Origin of the sequence: Marivirga aurantiaca, from assembly GCF_016679925.1 — a bacterium.
GTDB lineage: Bacteria > Bacteroidota > Bacteroidia > Cytophagales > Cyclobacteriaceae > Marivirga > Marivirga aurantiaca.
In genome coordinates this window covers 204,411-220,951 of sequence record NZ_JAEQBW010000006.1, presented here as the reverse complement: position 1 = coordinate 220,951, position 16,541 = coordinate 204,411, and the positions used below count along the sequence as shown (strand labels likewise).

The following is a 16,541-nucleotide window of genomic DNA, read 5'->3' as shown; positions in this document are numbered from 1 at the left end:
TTGTACTATTTGAGATAAAATAGTACCTTGGATGCCAACTACAGATGAAAGCAAATAGCTCATTAAAACACATACTCTGTCAAATTGAACAGCACAGTGTACGGAAGGAACTCCCCTCAAATACGGCTTCATCCGGCATGAGAAAACCAACCGTTTAGTCTCTGATGATTCAAGGAAGAGTAGCCATAACAATCATCACCATCTTATCATTGCAGGCCATTATTTTGAGCATACTTCTGTTTTTTAAAAACCGGAACAAACAGGCAAGTGCACTACTTGGATTAGTAATATTCTTTTTTGGACTGACTGCAGCAAATATTGCCATTTATTTTGGTTTATCAGTAGGTGGATATTCGGAACTAATACCTTATATAAGACTAGAACTCCTCTATGGAATTGGCCCAGCTCTTTATTTGTATACCAAAAGCATTACCAATCCCGAATATAAAATCGAAAAAACATCGTATCTGCATTTCTTACCAGTCTTATTGGAATTCTTTTATTATAGAACCTCCTTTTACAGAGAGGGTGCAATAGAACTCTTTGAAAGCCCTCAGAATTTTGAACATATATTTTTTATGTGTCAGCAATGGATAGGGGTTATTTCTGGTTCAATGTATATGCTATTTTCAGTAAAGCTATTATTGGATTACAAAAGGTGGTTGCACAACAATTTTTCGTCTTTGCAACACAAATCACTACAATGGCTACACGCCCCTGTAATTACCTTTGTTTCATTTTGGTGTATATGGTTTAGCGTTCGTATAATAGACTTGTTAATCTACTCAGGAGATTATGCCCATATATATTTCTATCCCATGTTTATCTTGCTATCAATACTTACTATTTGGGTAGGATTTCAAGGGTATGTAAGATCCCAAACCGGTACAAGCGGCTTTATCAACAACGACAATTTAAATACTTACGAGAAAAATCCGGATATTAATTATGCCGGGATTATACACAGCATAAAAGAAAGCATGGAAAAAGAAAAGCTTTACCTGGAACAGGATCTTCACTTAAAATCATTATCAAAGCGACTAGACATACAAGCGAAACATATATCAAAGGCCATTAACCAGGAACTTAAAATGAATTTCCATGAATTTGTCAATCGTTATCGTGTTGAGGAATTCATTCGTAGGATTAGCAACAAAACTGCCTCCGGCTTAACATTACTAGGCCATGCTTATGAAAGTGGTTTTGCTTCCAAATCTACCTTTAACCACATCTTCAAAAAATATACGAAGAAAACTCCCAAAGAGTATTATCTCCTGGTACAGAAAGAAAATAATAATTTGTCCGAAGACGCGATTTCGGACGAATAAGGACGCAAGAACCGTGAATTTTGCTTTATCATTTAATTCAAAACTCACATTTATGAAAAAAAAGCTCATCATATTACTTGCCCTTATCATACCAGGTTATTTAAATGGCCAACAAAACAACTCATTAGACTTTAGCAAGATTGAACATTTTATCAAAGAAGCCATTGAGAAGGAAGAGACCCCTTCTGTTGCAATAGCTGTTGCAAAAGATGGCATGATAATTTATCAAAATGCTTTCGGCTATGCAGATATTGAAAATAAAATTGAAGCCAACTCTTCTACTGCTTATCAATTAGCCTCTATTACTAAACCAATTACTGCCACAGCTGTAATGATATTGAATCATCAAAAAATAATTGATATTTATTCTCAGGCAGAGAAGTATATGGACCCACTACAATTTAAAGCCACAGAAACCAATCCCTCTGATGTTAAAATCATTAATCTCTTAAACCATACCTCAGGGTTAGGAACATATTTTCAATTAAATTATGCTGATGAACCATTTGAAGGGGACGACTTTAAAACTGCCTTTAATAAGTATGGCAAACTGTTCTATCCTGTCGGACGCATTTGTGAATACTCAAACCTTGGCTATGGACTACTTGATTACATTATCTCCAATCAAAGTGGAAAATCATACGCTCAATTTTTACAAACTGAAATATTCAATCCTCTTGGTATGAACAACTCTTTCGTCAACAATCCTGATAATCCGGGATTGTCTGTCGCTAAAAAATATGATAAGAATTTAAAATTACTTCCTGAAATAATAAACAACACAACAGGAGCAGGTAATGTGTATTCCAGTATTCAGGATTTAATCAAATTTGGAATGTTCCATCTAATCAGCCAGGAAAATGACATACTCTCTCCTAAAGAAGTTGATTTGATGCACAATTATATAGATCCAGATGTTATCTACCCCTACTATGATTCTACTTATTACGGACTGGGTTGGTACTTTAAAAATGACGATGGGTACAGGATTGTTTGGCACGAAGGAGGTATGATGGGAGCAAGCACAATGCTAAAGCTTATTCCTGATGAAAACATAGCCATTGCAGTGATGTTAAACACCTCAAACCAAGCATTTTCACGAGCAATTACCGATCAGCTAAGTAGTATTGTTTTACCAGGCTATAATCCGAAACCTACAAATGAGATAGCCAATTACAAACAACATACTGCGGACACAAGCCTTTACGGCACTTGGAAAGGAACTATGAGCGTAGAGGGTTTAGATATCCCTTGTACATTACATATTAATTCTGATGGCACAATTATGATGGAGTATCTTGACTATACCTATAAATCGTATTTCACAAATGATAATCCGATTCCCAACAAATCAATTTTATTGAACGGTATGATAAATAAGAATTCGTTTATTGGAATGTATCCTGGCAATTTACCTTCAGAAGACATTCGCCAGGAAATGAGTCAATTTATGTCTTTAAAACTATTTAAAGACAATAACAATATGACCGGAACTATTGTAGCCCTGGCCGCAGCAGACAGAGAGTATTATGCCTATCCATTTTACATAAAGCTTGAGAAACAATGAGGGCGTATTAACTGATTACCAAAATCTGTAATCAAACATTCCTATAATCTCATGATGAACAGCAGGACAATATAGTGAAATGGTTGTCAGAAGCTTTAAAAATTTAGAAGGGAGTTGAGGATACGTCATTGGAAGAAAAAAACAGTTGGCGTAAACTATTTAAATTACTGAAAAAAAAGCAGGTCAGAGATAGAAATAAATTACTAAATAAGTAACTTCCAAGGATGTAACTATTTTGCAAAGCAAGGTGCAACCAATAGAGGGTTTTACACGAGAATAAAAATACTAAGAATGAATTCAAACAAAAAGATTGCAAGATTTGCCGGCCTGGTTTATCTAATGGTAGTATTGTGTGGCATCTTCAGTCTGATGTACGTACCTTCAAAGCTCATCGTGTGGAGTGATGCTTCCGCAACTGTAAATAATATTATAGCTTCTGAATCGCTCTATCGATTGGGTGCTGTAAGTGGCTTATTATGTTATACATTCTTCTTAATATTACCCCTGGTACTATACAAATTACTCTCGCAAGTTGATAAAACAATGGCATCACTCATGGTGATACTCGCAGTAGTAAGTGTTCCCATTTCATTTATCAGTATATTATATAAATTTGATATTCTTTCCCTATTAAGCGGTGCAGAATATTTAAAAGTACTGACAGCAGAGCAGTTGCAGGCTCAAGTGATGCTATCTTTAGAATCGTATAACAATGGGATTCTTATTGCCTCCATTTTCTGGGGACTTTGGCTGTTCCCTTTTGGTTATTTAGTATTTAAATCCGGGTTTCTGCCAAAAACTCTAGGCATTTTTCTAATGCTTGGAAGTTTAGGTTACTTAATAAATTTCTTTGGTTATTCCCTACTTCCTCATTATGATGAAATGGGCATTTCTTCCTACATAAGGTTACCAGCCAGCATTGGTGAACTGGGCATTTGCGTGTGGTTCTTGATTTTTAGCGCAAAGAATAAAAAGGAGATGGTTTCCACTTCACCCTCTTAGTAGTGTATGGTTCATATTAAGGGATTATAGTGAAATCTAATAGTAATAGACGAGGATTTTTCCGGTGATAATTTTCTGTTTTTTTACTATATCAGCATAAAAATAATTCCTGATAATCACTTAATTTTACCGTATGAAAAAAGCAATATTTACTCTTCTCCTATTGAGCATTTTCTTTCTTTTGTCATGCGATAAGAAAGACGAACTTACTCCTGAATTTGCATTAGACCCACATGATGAGCTAAGTGCAGAAGAATACCTGGTATATAGTGCCAGTCTGGAGAGAATGAGTATAAAACATCTGATTATTAATCAGAAAACCTCAGTATATACCCCACCTAAAGACCACTTTGAATTATTTTTCAGTTTAGAAAAGATGAAAAATATGGAGCCCGGCTTATTTGACCTATACCTTCAGGCAAATCAAAGCTCCTACTTGCTGGATGAAAAGATTGAAGTCGCAACAGCAGAGACGAAACTTATGTCCAATGAAGAGTATGCTTATTATTTTGAAAGAGAAGATAGCTATAAAGGTTGGGACTTATTTAAAACAAAATATCCTGAGTCAAATAGCACATTCGTCTCCCTCAACAACATAGGTTTTAATGAGGACAAAACACAGGCCATGTTAGGAATTGAGTTATTTTGGTTCATGGAATCCCCCGAAGGTCCCACATTAAAAGCAGCAGGACTCCATTATTTGGAAAAGAAAGAGGGAGTATGGACTACAATTGGTATAACCAGTTACCCTTTTTAAAGAATTTTAGCAAAAAAAATCGGCAATGACTTTGGAAATTTTCAATTGATTTATTGGTCTATAAATTGATTGAAAATTGAAACCCTGAGTAACCTTCTGCTTGTTTTTCTTTTAAAACGAATGTTTCAACTATCAACACCTAGCGAAGTATGTAATAACTTATAGCATAAAGGCTATCAATCCCATATAAAATACAGTATAATAGTGTTTTATATGGGATTATTTATTTTTTTATATGAATATTACAAGCTAAATTTACAACTAACCTAAACATAGTTGTACAGATGGGAACTCCAAAGAAAATCTTGATCGCCATAGCAATTATAATTGCTATTCCTTTAATTATAGCCTTATTCGTAAACAAAACTTACGAAGTAGAACGGGAAATTATTATTAACAAGCCTCAACAAGAAGTTTTTGATTATGTAAAGTACCTCAAAAACCAAGATAATTTCAGCAAGTGGGCAACAATGGACCCGGAAATGAAAAAGACCTATCGTGGAACAGACGGGACTGTAGGCTTTGTCTCAGCCTGGGAAAGTGACAATGATGAAGTCGGTACAGGCGAGCAAGAAATCACCAACATTATTGAAGGGGAAAGAATTGATTATGAGCTTCGTTTTATCAAACCCATGGAATCCACTGCACCTGCATTTATGACAACTGAAGCAGTTTCGGAAAATCAAACCAAGGTAAAATGGGGGTTTAGCGGACATATGGATTACCCTATGAACCTGATGATGCTTTTTATGGATTTTGAAGAAATGATAGGCAATGACTTTCAGGAAGGATTGAATGAATTAAAAACCCAGCTTGAAAAATGAATGGATTAAATTGGAAATCAAAATACAAAAATATAGAGAAGAACACCGAAATAGTTTAGTGGAAGTTTGGGAAAAATCTGTTCGGGCTACACACCATTTTTTAAAACCAAGTGACATTGACTATTTTAAAGGGATAGTAAAGGATATAGATTTTCAATCGTTTCAGGTTTATTGCTCATTTCATGAAGAAAAGCTAAACGGCTTTATCGGGGTGGCAGAAAACAAGATCGAAATGCTATTTATTGATCCGCATTTCTTTGGAAAAGGTTGGGGGAAGACATTATTAAAATTCGGGCTGGAAAAACTGAACGCAACTGAAGTGGATGTAAACGAAGACAATGGAAAAGCTGTTGAATTCTATTCCAAATTTGGGTTCATCACCTACGACAGGACAGAGAAAGACAGCCAGGGTAAAGACTTTCCCATTTTAAAGATGAAATTACATTAAGGTAGTAGAACTTACGGGATAACAATTTACATAATTTCCCATGTTCTTTTACTTGAAAAACAAAAACAGGCTTATAGATTTAATGATAAGAGCAAATTTAAGTGTCTGAAAAAGCAGTAAAGAATAAATTGGGTATCCCTAATAGAATTGATAGATACCTTCATCATAATTAGAACTCGCTCATAGTCAATCTTTTCATCAAAGTATTTATTTTCTACACAATAATGCAGGCTCTATTCAATTATTGCCAGTCTCAAATAGTTACCTTTGCATAAATAACTATTCTGATGATTACTTTTGAAAATTTTAAACTGACAAAACAATTAAATAATGCCATTGAAGAGCTGAGCTTTGAAACACCTACGCCCATACAGGAGCAGGCTTTTCCGGTGGTAATGTCAGGTAAAGATGTAGTAGGTATTGCACAAACAGGTACCGGTAAAACCCTGGCTTATTTGCTTCCCATATTACAACAGCTAAAGTTTTCAAAGCAGGATAATCCCAGGATTTTAATCATGGTCCCTACCAGGGAACTGGTAACGCAAGTGGTGGAGAATATTAACAGCTATGCCAAATACATAAATATACGTGTTCTGGGTATATTTGGTGAGGCCAACATTAAACTACAAAAACAAGCCATAGCCGAGGGACTGGACATTCTGGTGGCTACTCCCGGCAGGCTTTATGATTTAGTCATTAAAAGATCCTTAAGCCTGAAAGACATCAATAAATTGGTGATTGATGAGGTAGATGTAATGCTGGACCTGGGTTTTCGCCCACAGTTGATCAACATCCTGGATCTGTTGCCGGCACGCAGACAAAACATCATGTTTTCGGCTACCATGACGGATGATGTAGATGCATTGATGGATGACTTTTTTGTTGCACCTCACAGAATTTCCATTGCCCCAAGTGGTACTCCTTTGGATAATATTTCACAGCAGGCTTACCCGGTCAAAAACTTCTTCACCAAAGTGAACTTACTTACTCATTTGTTGAGCAATAAAGAGGAATACCAAAAAGTATTGGTTTTTGTCTCGAATAAAAAAATGGCTGACAGATTGTTCGATTGCCTGGAAGACTCCTTTGGTTCCTCAAAAGCCATTATCCATTCCAATAAATCACAAAACTACAGGATGAGATCTGTGCAGGAATTTGAAAGTGGTGAAAAAAGACTCTTAATAGCCACGGATGTAATCTCCAGGGGACTGGATTTGGACAAAGTATCTCATGTGATCAATTTCGACACACCGGCTTATCCTGAGAATTACATGCACCGCATTGGAAGGACAGGCAGGGCTACACTGGAAGGTAAAAGCATTCTTTTTTACACCGAAAGAGAAGAAGAAGCAAAAGAAGCCATTGAAAGTCTGATGGATTATAAAATACCACTTATCGATTTCCCTGAGGAAGTGGTTATTAATAATGAGCTCATTCCGGAAGAGCGGATAGAAACAAATGATAAAAGCTTTTTCAGGAACGAGAAAGATGAGAAAAAAGGCCCGAGTCATCATGAAAAGCTGGAGAAAAATAAAAAGGTAAATGAAGGGGGCTCCTATCGTAAAAAATTGGCCGCCAAACATAAAAAAGCCCAAACCCGTGGCGATAAGCAATTCAATCAACAGAAAAAGAAGAAAAGGTAGTAAGTTGGCAGGTTTATAGGTTTTGAAGTGCAGAAGTGTTGAAGTGAATAAGTTGGGATATCCACCAGTTAGTGCCTACTTTCACCAAAAGCCACTCTTCCTTTGTTTAACACCTCCTCATTTGTTCTAATGCCATTGTCTACTAAAACATAAATCATTACTTTTATTCGTTTAGCTGAAAAAAACTTCAATTATGAATCAATGTCGTTTAGTTAAGACAAACTTCCTTCTCCTTTTAGCTTGTCCCAATCGGGAGAGAAGGATGGAAGGTTGAGGTTTTAGTTGAAAGCTTAACTAAACGACATTGAATTACGAATTATAATATGTATTCCTTGAAACTAATCTTCCTTATCACACTCACATTTCTCCTGGCTTGCACTGAGGGTAAAAAAGCAGAAGAAATTCAGGAGATGGAAAACATCATCCAAAGCGGTGACATCATTTTTCAAACTTCAAAATCAAGCCAGAGTAAAGCCATTCAATTGGCAACAGATTCCAAATACAGCCACATGGGAATTATCTATGAAAATGATGGCCGGTTCTTAGTCTATGAAGCTGTTCAGCCTGTAAAATTAACACCACTCTCAGAATGGATAAAACGAGGTGAAAAAGGACATTACGTAATTAAAAGACTCAAAAGTGCAGATCAAATTTTAACCCCGGATATTCTAAAAAAGATGAAGCTGGCAGGTGAAAAATTCAAGGGGAAAGATTATGATGTATACTTTGAATGGTCTGATGATAAAATCTATTGTTCTGAGCTGGTATGGAAAATTTATAAAGAAGCCACCGGTATACCGATTGGCCAATTGGAGCAACTTTCTGATTTCGATTTAACTCAGAAAGCTGTCAGAGAAAAACTTAAAGAAAGGTACGGAAACGACATTCCATTAGATGAAAAGGTGATTTCTCCTGCAGCCATGTTTAGCTCTCAAAAATTAGTAACCATACAGGAAAATTAATAAATTTATTATTTGAAAAACCCGGAATATAGTTACTAAGAAAATTTTTACATTAAACTACACACCTTAATTGAATCATCCATTCTACCAAAAAGCTCAAAAAGAGCAACACAAAATTCAATTCATGATTGGATTCTGTGCTTTCATCCTTAACCTACCCATTCTCCTTATTGCAATCTATAGTGGAATATACCTTATCGCTATTTTGTCAATTACCATTACCCTATCTGTAATTGCACCGTTTTTTGATACCCCCTCATTGAGTAAAAGTGGCCAACTTATATATTATGCCCCTCTCCTCTTGGCAGAAAAAGAGAAAAATAATCTGATCATCATTCATGGAGGCACTTTGTTTGATTACTATTTCGTGATCAATAAAGACCTAAATGGCAGGCAACGCACCAATTTCATCATCAAAAACTATTTGGAAGGAATTTTGAAGCTTATTGAGGCATATGAGGGTAAAGCCAACGACTCTATTAAAATAAAAGGAACAAGCTATATCTTAAATGAGAGAACAGCTAAAAAAATAGGATTTCGAACAGTAAGAACTGATCCCATTCAAAAGGTAATTCTGATTTATAATTATGTTAACCTAACCATTTCTTACTCAATAGCAAAGGCTAAATTAAGCTTTCCGAACCTAAAGGAAATAAAAACATTTGAGGCCGATTTAAATGATTTGATAGAGCATAAAGAATTTTTAATTGATTTTCATAATAGAATAACACCTGATAATACTTAAGGAGCAATAAAATGACACAAAAAATTTACTTAATGGGCATCATAGCATTAATGGCTATAAGTTGTGGACCCGATAGCAAAAAAGAAACCTCCGGAACAGAAGTACAAATAGTGGGCGCCATGAAAAACGTCATGTGGAAAGGAGAATTAGCCGGTACCATACAGCTCGATACCATAGCGTCTAAAAAAGGATTATATGGTCTTGGACCTGTTGAATATTTAACAGGGGAACTACTCATAATTGATGGGCAATCCTATGTTTCTACTGTACTTTCGGATTCCACCATGGAAGTAAAGGAAACATATGATATAAAAGCACCATTTTTCGTGTATGCCAATGTAGAGCACTGGAAAGAGTATAATTTGCCAGACAGTATCCAAAATCTACACCAGCTGGAACAATTTATTGATTACCAAAGCAAAACTAATATTAGACCATTTGCTTTCAAGCTGAAAGGAAGGATCAAGGAAGCAAAAATCCACATCCAGAATTTACCTAAGGGAACAAAAGTCAGCTCACCAGAGGAAGCACACCAGGGGCAGACAAATTACCTTTTACAAAATGAAGAAGTAGAAATTGTGGGTTTCTTTTCTACTGAACATAAAGGAGTTTTCACCCACCATGATTCCTTTTTACATATGCACCTCATTACCACCAATCGATCACAAATGGGGCATTTGGATGAAGTTATATTTGGAGATAAAAAAATGAAATTATATCTGCCTGAAAGATAAATCCAGGTTCAAAGAAAAACCCTCATGATGAAAGAAGTATACCAAACCAGCTTGAGGAAATTCACTTCCGATGAGCAACAAATTTCCAGTATGTGGAAAGAAATAGAAAGGTGTTATTGCAAAAAGGGTCGGTACTATCATACCTTAACTCATCTCAATAATTTAACCCATGAATTACAGCCGCTTAAAGACCAGTTCTCCCATTGGGATACTGTTGTAATGGCTATTGCCTATCATGATATTATTTACAATCCTTTAAAAAGCAATAATGAGGAAAAAAGTGCCGATTTAGCTGTGAAAAGGCTTGAATCAATTTCCTATCCCACAGATTTAGCAACACTTTGTAAGCAAATGATCCTTGCCACAAAAAGCCATGAGGCAGGTCATCCGGAAATCAACCTTTTCACTGATGCTGACTTATCCATTTTAGGTAGCGAGCCCGAAGTGTATAAAAACTATACTGCACAAATCAGAAAAGAGTATAAAATTTACCCGGACATGCTTTATTATCCTGGCAGGAAGAAGGTACTTAGACATTTTCTAGAGATGGAAAGGATTTATCAATCGGAGCATTTTTACAATCAATATGAAACGAAAGCCAGGCTTAATCTGAACAGGGAACTAAAAGAAATTGAAAATAAGCAGTCGCGGATATAGACCTCAACAAAAGTGACTCATTTGCAATGATTATATAAGGTAGGGGAAGAATTCATTTTTTCTTCTTCAATACTACACGATTACTCTATAATAATTATATAAATAATACCATTTACACCTACCCTAGAGATTAAAAAAACCGTTCACCACAATATTTAATTACTACCTAAACATTACATCTTCCTCTTATTAGATATAAGGCCTTAAAATACAGATCAATAGGTGATTTACGTAGTTTAAAAAATAAGTGAATCTCTTAGAACAGAATACATGTCACTCGTTCCCTGGAAATAATTCATTCCTTACACCTAAGAGCCTCCTCCACTGTTCACCAACTTCTTCTATTAGAATAATTCTAACTTACTTTGCTTGTTATTTTTTAAATTATTCAAAGATGAAATCACTCTTTACTGTTAGTTCGATTATTAAAAGTGTAGCCATAGCTATCACACTCCTATTTAACCTTTCCGAAGTCCGCTCTCAAAATGCTACGGATTATATTTTTAATGCTGAAATAAGAAATTACGTTCCCATTACAGGTGGAACTGTTATTTCAAACAATCAAAATCATGACAATCAATTCTTCAATAATAGGAACATTGGTTTTGATTTTAATTATTTTGGTACAGATCATACTACTATTGGAGTATCAATTAATGGGTTTGCGAGTTTTAGTAATGGTGATGGTACTACTTATCCACTATTTAACGGATTAGATAATTCTATAAGCCCACTTTCCGGTGATTTAAGAGCCCAAGCCGGATCAGAACTGAGGGCTCAGACTACAGGAAATGCCCCTAATAGAGTATTTACAATTCAATGGAGTAACTATAGATGGAATGGTAAAGACGGAAGTTATAATTTTCAATTAAAGCTATATGAAAGCTCAAATTTGATTGAGTTTCATTATGGTAACTTTACTCATACCGGCACCCAAAGCGTTTCACAAGTGAGTATCAATCGGAACAATACAGATTTTCAAAGTAGAGTAGGTGCTAATACTAATTGGGATACCAATAACACAGTCAACACAAATGATAGAGGTATAGGCATAGTTATTAATAATGGGGTGGTTCCAACAAACGGTCTTGTTTTTGCATTTGCTCCACCCTCTGCCGATTTATCCATCAATATTGCAGCCAATACCGGCAACCCTTGTGTAGGCCAGGAAATTCTCTATGAAATAAGCTTGACAAATAATGGACCGGCTACTACAGAAAATATATCTGTTAATTTTGATTTACCTGCTGGTTTAACTTTTGTTGAAGCCAATGCCGAAGAAGGTAACTATAATTCAGGTACCGGAAATTGGACAATCAATAATTTAAGCAACGGAGAAAATCTTATACTAATAATTAAAGCTACCGTAAATGTTGATCAAAGTGGCAATAGTTTATTAGCTAATGCTGAAATTGTATCTTCCAGCATGTTTGATAACAATAGTGCTAATGATGCCTCAGACATTACAGTTTCAGTTGGAACCAATACTATACCTGAAATCTCAGCAATCACTGACCAATCTGTCGGCTACAATCAAGTATCTTCCCCAATTGATTTCACTATCTCTGATGCTGAAACTGCTGTGGATGATTTAATTATTACTATTACCTCTTCCAATACAACAGTACTACCCCTTTCAGGGCTTGACCTTACAGGCACAGGAAATGATAGAACTCTGACAATTACCCCGGGACTGAATCAATTCGGTGTTTCAGATATATCCATTGAAGTATCGGATGGTACATGCGCAAAAACGATTAGCTTTAATGTAGAAGTATTTAAACAAAGCTATTCCAATTTTGAAAGTGCAAAAATTGTAGTGGGACAGGTAGATTTCAATACAGTAAGTACCACGGCCAGCCAGGTAACAGCACCAGGATCCAATAGTTCTGCGGTAAGCGCAAAGGGTGTACTTGCTGTAGGCTCTCAAACCACCAATCGGGTGCTGATTTGGAATAGCGTACCTACTGCTGATGGAACTCCTGCCAATATTGTAGTGGGACAAACCAATTTCACCAATACCGGTGCAGCGAATACGGCTTCACGTTTGAGAGCTCCGGATGGTGTAACCTTCAGTCCTGATGGCAATAAACTTATTGTTGCAGACGCAGGGAATAATAGAATCCTGATTTGGAACGCTATTCCTACCTCCAACAACCAGGCTGCTGATGTAGTAATTGGTCAAACCAATTTCACCAACAATGGCACCGGGAGAACAGCAAGTAGGTTCAACAGACCTACCGATGTGCAGATTACTCCAAGTGGTAAAATGATTGTAACAGACAGGAACAATAACAGGGTTCTGATTTTCAACAAAATACCTACAACCAATAATGCCGCTGCTGATGTGGTGATTGGTCAAACCAATTTCACCAATGGTAATGCAGGCACTTCCACTACAGCCTTAAGGCAGCCATGGAACACATCATTAGCCCCTGATGGTAAATTATTGATTGCCGATGACATGAACAACAGAGTACTTGTGTATAACACAATCCCTACTACCAATGGTGCAGCAGCAAATGTTGTTATCGGACAATCAAACTTTGCCAATAATGGTGCGGGCAATACCGGAAACAGGCTCAATGGGCCAGGAGTAACGGTTTCCCCTTCGGGAGTAGTGGCAATAGCCGATTTTTTGAATCACAGAGCATTGATTTTCAATGAAATTCCTACTGTTAATAATGCTAGTGCCGATATTGTTTTGGGACAAAGGAATTTTACTGAAACAGTATCTTTTAATGATGGTGCAGGAGCATCCGGCACCGCTACAGACAGAAATATGAGCCAGCCATATGGTATTAATTTTGATTTAAATGAAAGGCTATATCTAAATGGCAGGAACATGCACAGGATGATGGTGTTTGGGGAAACGCCCAATCAGACTGCAGATTTATCACTCGCCTTTGAAAGTGACAATGGAACTCCTTGCGTAAATGGACTCGTATCATACACAGTAAATGTTACCAATAATGGCCCCAATGACGGAACCAATGTGATCGTTACCTCTGCATTGCCTTTTGGTTTCACTCCTGTGGAATCTGAAGTGAGTTCAGGAACCTATAATCAGGCCAGTGGATTCTGGACTATTCCCTTAATAAGCAATGGTGAAACTGTAAGCCTTGAAATGAGAGGAACAGTAGAAATTGGTCAAAATTTAAATTCCATTACAGCTTATGCAAGTGTTAGATCTTATAACCAGGTCGACAGTGATTTTAGCAACAATTCCGGTTCAGTCACGGTAGCTGTAGAAGACAACACAGCGCCCACACTCACCCAAATAGCAGATGTAATTACAGATCTTAACACTTCAACTGCTGCTATCCCTTTTACAGTAGCAGATACGGAAACCACTGCGGGTTTGCTCACTGTTTCGGCCAGCTCTTCCAATACTTCTATTATTCCTACTGCTAATATTGTAATAAATGGAACCGGTGGCAACAGAAACGTAACTATAACACCAGCCAATAACCAGTTCGGTACAGTAACAATTACTTTAACTGTACAAGATGGTATTTGTAGCTCAAGTGAATCATTCGATGTATTTGTTGGAAATGTCTGGTTGGGACATTCCACAGATTGGAGCCTTGCCAGTAACTGGTCAGCCTCAATTCCTTCTTCAACTTTCAGTGCTTTGATACCAACATCTCCTATCGGTGGGAATTACCCTGTTATCAATTCAGATGTGCCTGCATATAATTTAGAGATAAATGCAGGAGCCAGAATAACTGTAAATGCAACAAGAACATTAAATGTTTATGGTAATTGCTATAATGATGGCACACTGTCTACAGGAAATGGAATCATTAATATGAGGGGAACGGACGTTCAAAATCTCAGAGGTATTATTGGTGGACTTTCAATTAATAACACAAATGGAGTGATAATGAATGGAAATACCAACATTCAAGGCATACTGAATTTGGTATCCGGCACACTAAGTGTAGAGGACAACACCCTCACCATCAGAAATCCAATTGCTGGGAGTACCGCTAATCTTTTGACCAATAGTACTTCTTCTATCTCTATTGAAGGTAGCGCTGCAGGAATGATTTTGCCCACTCAGGCTACGCACTTGAATAGCCTAAGGCTTAACAATGGAAACGGCCTTACACTTAGTAATGACCTTATTCTTGAAGGTGCGTTGAATCTAACTACCGGCACTTTGACAATGAATACAAATAGCCTTACATTAAATGGTCATATCAATAGCACAAACGGCACTTTAAGTGGTGATATTGATGCAAGCCTGACCATTAATGGAGCGGGTAATGCAGGTGTACTGGCAATATCTACAACCAATAATTATGTGAATAATTTTGAATTTAACAGAAACAACGGGCGTATCACTATTGAAAATGATTTAAAAATTGCAGGCAACCTCATCTTAACAAATGGAGTTGTTAAAACTGACAATGGCATTATTTGGGTAGAAAACACAGATCCTGATGCTATCTCGTCTTTTGGTGAAGATGCTTTCATAAATGGCAAATTAAGGAGATGCGTAATAGCAGATCAATCCTATAATTTTCCCGTGGGCTCACCCAACCATCTGGAAAATGCCTGGATTCATTTCAGCGCTATCAGTGAGGCTACCTGTATAGATGCTGAGTTCAATGCAGGCCATAGAGGGAATGCTCCCAATGGCCTGAACGTTGGCCCTAATCAGGTGAATGATGTTCTGAACTATGGATTTTGGACCATAAAACCAACATCTCCTTCTGTAGTTGTCACATATGATATATCAATAACTTCAAGAGGCCATACAAATGGAAATATCTTCACCAACCATATTTTATTGAAGAGAGATTCAGAATTAAACGACTGGTCAATATTGGGAGATCATATGGCATTAAATGAAGTGGGAAGTTTTAATAATCCAATTACTGTTTCAAGAGCTAATCTTTCAGGTTTTAGTGATTTTTCAGTAGGTGTTTCTTCCGATGGCCCATTACCTATAAGCCTGGTTTATTTTAAGGGGGAAATAATCAATGATGCTGCAGAACTCACATGGCAAACAGCCAGTGAAATCAACAATGATTATTTTGAATTGGAGAAATCGAAGGATGGTGAAAACTTTGACATCATTGGTATTATTGAAGGTCAGGGCACAAAATATGAACCAACAAATTATAGGTTTTTTGATACCGGGGAAAATTCCGGTACCACCTATTACAGATTCAGGCAGATAGATTATGATGGAAAATATTCCTATTCGCCCGTAGTTGTTATCCAGTTTAAAGAAAAGGCGGGCAATATATCCCTGTTTCCAAATCCGGTAAAGAATACTTTAAATATTGTTTTTGAGGAAGGAAATATATCGAAAGCGCAAATTCAGCTATTTGACAATATGGGTAGAATGGTAATTAATCAAGCACATACTGTTGAAAACAATCGTCTAAGCGTAGATGTTAGTGGACTTTCAGCAGGTTCATATCAGTTAAAGGTTGAATCACCCTCGGCTACTGGATCAATAGTTAGTTATACAAAATTAATAAAGCAATAAATTGATAGTCGTAGTCTTTCACAGGGCTACGACTACTTTACTTTCCACTTTTTTGAGTTGGACACTATTTTGATTTAATAAATTGTGATCAGTCATATTGAAAATTGATTTCGTTTTTTTGCTGCTATATAGGCTCCTAATGAAAAATAAATTTCACCTATAAACTGGGTATCCTTGCTTTTATTAGTGTTTCTTTAAATTTAAATCAAAGTACAAAACCTCAGAAAACAGGAATTTCATTTAATATTAAGGTTTAACTTAAATTTTATTCATTTTTAAACCAAATTTTATTCTTCATCTTTTGTCTTGATACAAAAGATTGAAAAAATCAAGACAAAAAGATGCTTCCAAGCTGCAATTCCACGCGC

The 16,541-nt window shown here is 36.4% G+C and carries 12 protein-coding genes; all 12 read left to right on the top strand.

Going from position 1 to position 16,541, the window contains the following annotated elements:
• The first annotated feature begins 164 nt into the window (after window positions 1–164).
• The 12 genes from JKA74_RS14200 to JKA74_RS14145 all read left to right on the top strand — a co-directional run bounded on the left by JKA74_RS14200 (window position 165) and on the right by JKA74_RS14145 (window position 16,173).
• On the top strand, window positions 165–1,328 hold the full coding sequence (locus tag JKA74_RS14200) for an AraC family transcriptional regulator (protein WP_201431871.1): 1,164 nt from the start codon (window positions 165–167) through the stop codon (window positions 1,326–1,328).
• 52 nt (window positions 1,329–1,380) lie between these two features.
• The gene (locus JKA74_RS14195; RefSeq protein ID WP_201431870.1) at window positions 1,381–2,895 is read left to right on the top strand and encodes a serine hydrolase domain-containing protein; all 1,515 of its coding nucleotides are present in this window, start codon (window positions 1,381–1,383) and stop codon (window positions 2,893–2,895) included.
• Between the two features lie 291 nt (window positions 2,896–3,186).
• Complete coding sequence (locus JKA74_RS14190) at window positions 3,187–3,897, top strand: DUF4386 domain-containing protein (protein ID WP_201431869.1); 711 nt, start codon at window positions 3,187–3,189, stop codon at window positions 3,895–3,897.
• Between the two features lie 133 nt (window positions 3,898–4,030).
• The gene (locus JKA74_RS14185; protein ID WP_201431868.1) at window positions 4,031–4,654 is read left to right on the top strand and encodes a hypothetical protein; all 624 of its coding nucleotides are present in this window, start codon (window positions 4,031–4,033) and stop codon (window positions 4,652–4,654) included.
• A 284-nt stretch (window positions 4,655–4,938) separates the two neighbouring features.
• Window positions 4,939–5,478, top strand: a complete 540-nt coding sequence (locus JKA74_RS14180) for an SRPBCC family protein (RefSeq protein ID WP_201431867.1) — start codon at window positions 4,939–4,941, stop codon at window positions 5,476–5,478.
• Window positions 5,468–5,926 (top strand): GNAT family N-acetyltransferase, encoded by a 459-nt coding sequence (locus JKA74_RS14175; protein WP_236587814.1) that lies wholly within the window; start codon window positions 5,468–5,470, stop codon window positions 5,924–5,926. The genes JKA74_RS14180 and JKA74_RS14175 overlap by 11 nt, the downstream gene beginning before the upstream one ends.
• Window positions 5,927–6,213: 287 nt before the next feature.
• The gene (locus JKA74_RS14170) at window positions 6,214–7,569 is read left to right on the top strand and encodes a DEAD/DEAH box helicase (protein ID WP_201431866.1); all 1,356 of its coding nucleotides are present in this window, start codon (window positions 6,214–6,216) and stop codon (window positions 7,567–7,569) included.
• A gap of 332 nt (window positions 7,570–7,901) precedes the next feature.
• The gene (locus tag JKA74_RS14165) at window positions 7,902–8,531 is read left to right on the top strand and encodes a YiiX family permuted papain-like enzyme (RefSeq protein WP_407659060.1); all 630 of its coding nucleotides are present in this window, start codon (window positions 7,902–7,904) and stop codon (window positions 8,529–8,531) included.
• 124 nt (window positions 8,532–8,655) lie between these two features.
• Window positions 8,656–9,276: a hypothetical protein gene (locus JKA74_RS14160; protein ID WP_201431864.1), complete on the top strand. Its 621-nt coding sequence runs from the start codon at window positions 8,656–8,658 to the stop codon at window positions 9,274–9,276.
• 11 nt (window positions 9,277–9,287) lie between these two features.
• Complete coding sequence (locus JKA74_RS14155; RefSeq protein ID WP_236587812.1) at window positions 9,288–10,010, top strand: acetolactate decarboxylase; 723 nt, start codon at window positions 9,288–9,290, stop codon at window positions 10,008–10,010.
• Between the two features lie 24 nt (window positions 10,011–10,034).
• Window positions 10,035–10,667, top strand: coding sequence for an HD domain-containing protein (locus tag JKA74_RS14150; protein WP_201431863.1), 633 nt, complete (start codon window positions 10,035–10,037; stop codon window positions 10,665–10,667).
• A gap of 394 nt (window positions 10,668–11,061) precedes the next feature.
• A complete protein-coding gene (locus tag JKA74_RS14145) occupies window positions 11,062–16,173 on the top strand; it encodes a T9SS type A sorting domain-containing protein (RefSeq protein WP_201431862.1) in 5,112 nt (1,703 codons plus the stop codon).
• Window positions 16,174–16,541 lie beyond the last annotated feature (368 nt).

Bases quoted from the DNA above. Each gene is read 5' to 3' on its own strand.
- JKA74_RS14190 (WP_201431869.1), top strand. From the start codon at position 3,187: ATGAATTCAAACAAAAAGATTGCAAGATTTGCCGGCCTGGTTTATCTA.
- JKA74_RS14170 (WP_201431866.1), top strand. From the start codon at position 6,214: ATGATTACTTTTGAAAATTTTAAACTGACAAAACAATTAAATAATGCC.
- JKA74_RS14155 (WP_236587812.1), top strand. From the start codon at position 9,288: ATGACACAAAAAATTTACTTAATGGGCATCATAGCATTAATGGCTATA.
- JKA74_RS14185 (WP_201431868.1), top strand. From the start codon at position 4,031: ATGAAAAAAGCAATATTTACTCTTCTCCTATTGAGCATTTTCTTTCTT.
- JKA74_RS14200 (WP_201431871.1), top strand. From the start codon at position 165: ATGATTCAAGGAAGAGTAGCCATAACAATCATCACCATCTTATCATTG.
- JKA74_RS14195 (WP_201431870.1), top strand. From the start codon at position 1,381: ATGAAAAAAAAGCTCATCATATTACTTGCCCTTATCATACCAGGTTAT.
- JKA74_RS14145 (WP_201431862.1), top strand. From the start codon at position 11,062: ATGAAATCACTCTTTACTGTTAGTTCGATTATTAAAAGTGTAGCCATA.
- JKA74_RS14180 (WP_201431867.1), top strand. From the start codon at position 4,939: ATGGGAACTCCAAAGAAAATCTTGATCGCCATAGCAATTATAATTGCT.
- JKA74_RS14150 (WP_201431863.1), top strand. From the start codon at position 10,035: ATGATGAAAGAAGTATACCAAACCAGCTTGAGGAAATTCACTTCCGAT.
- JKA74_RS14160 (WP_201431864.1), top strand. From the start codon at position 8,656: ATGATTGGATTCTGTGCTTTCATCCTTAACCTACCCATTCTCCTTATT.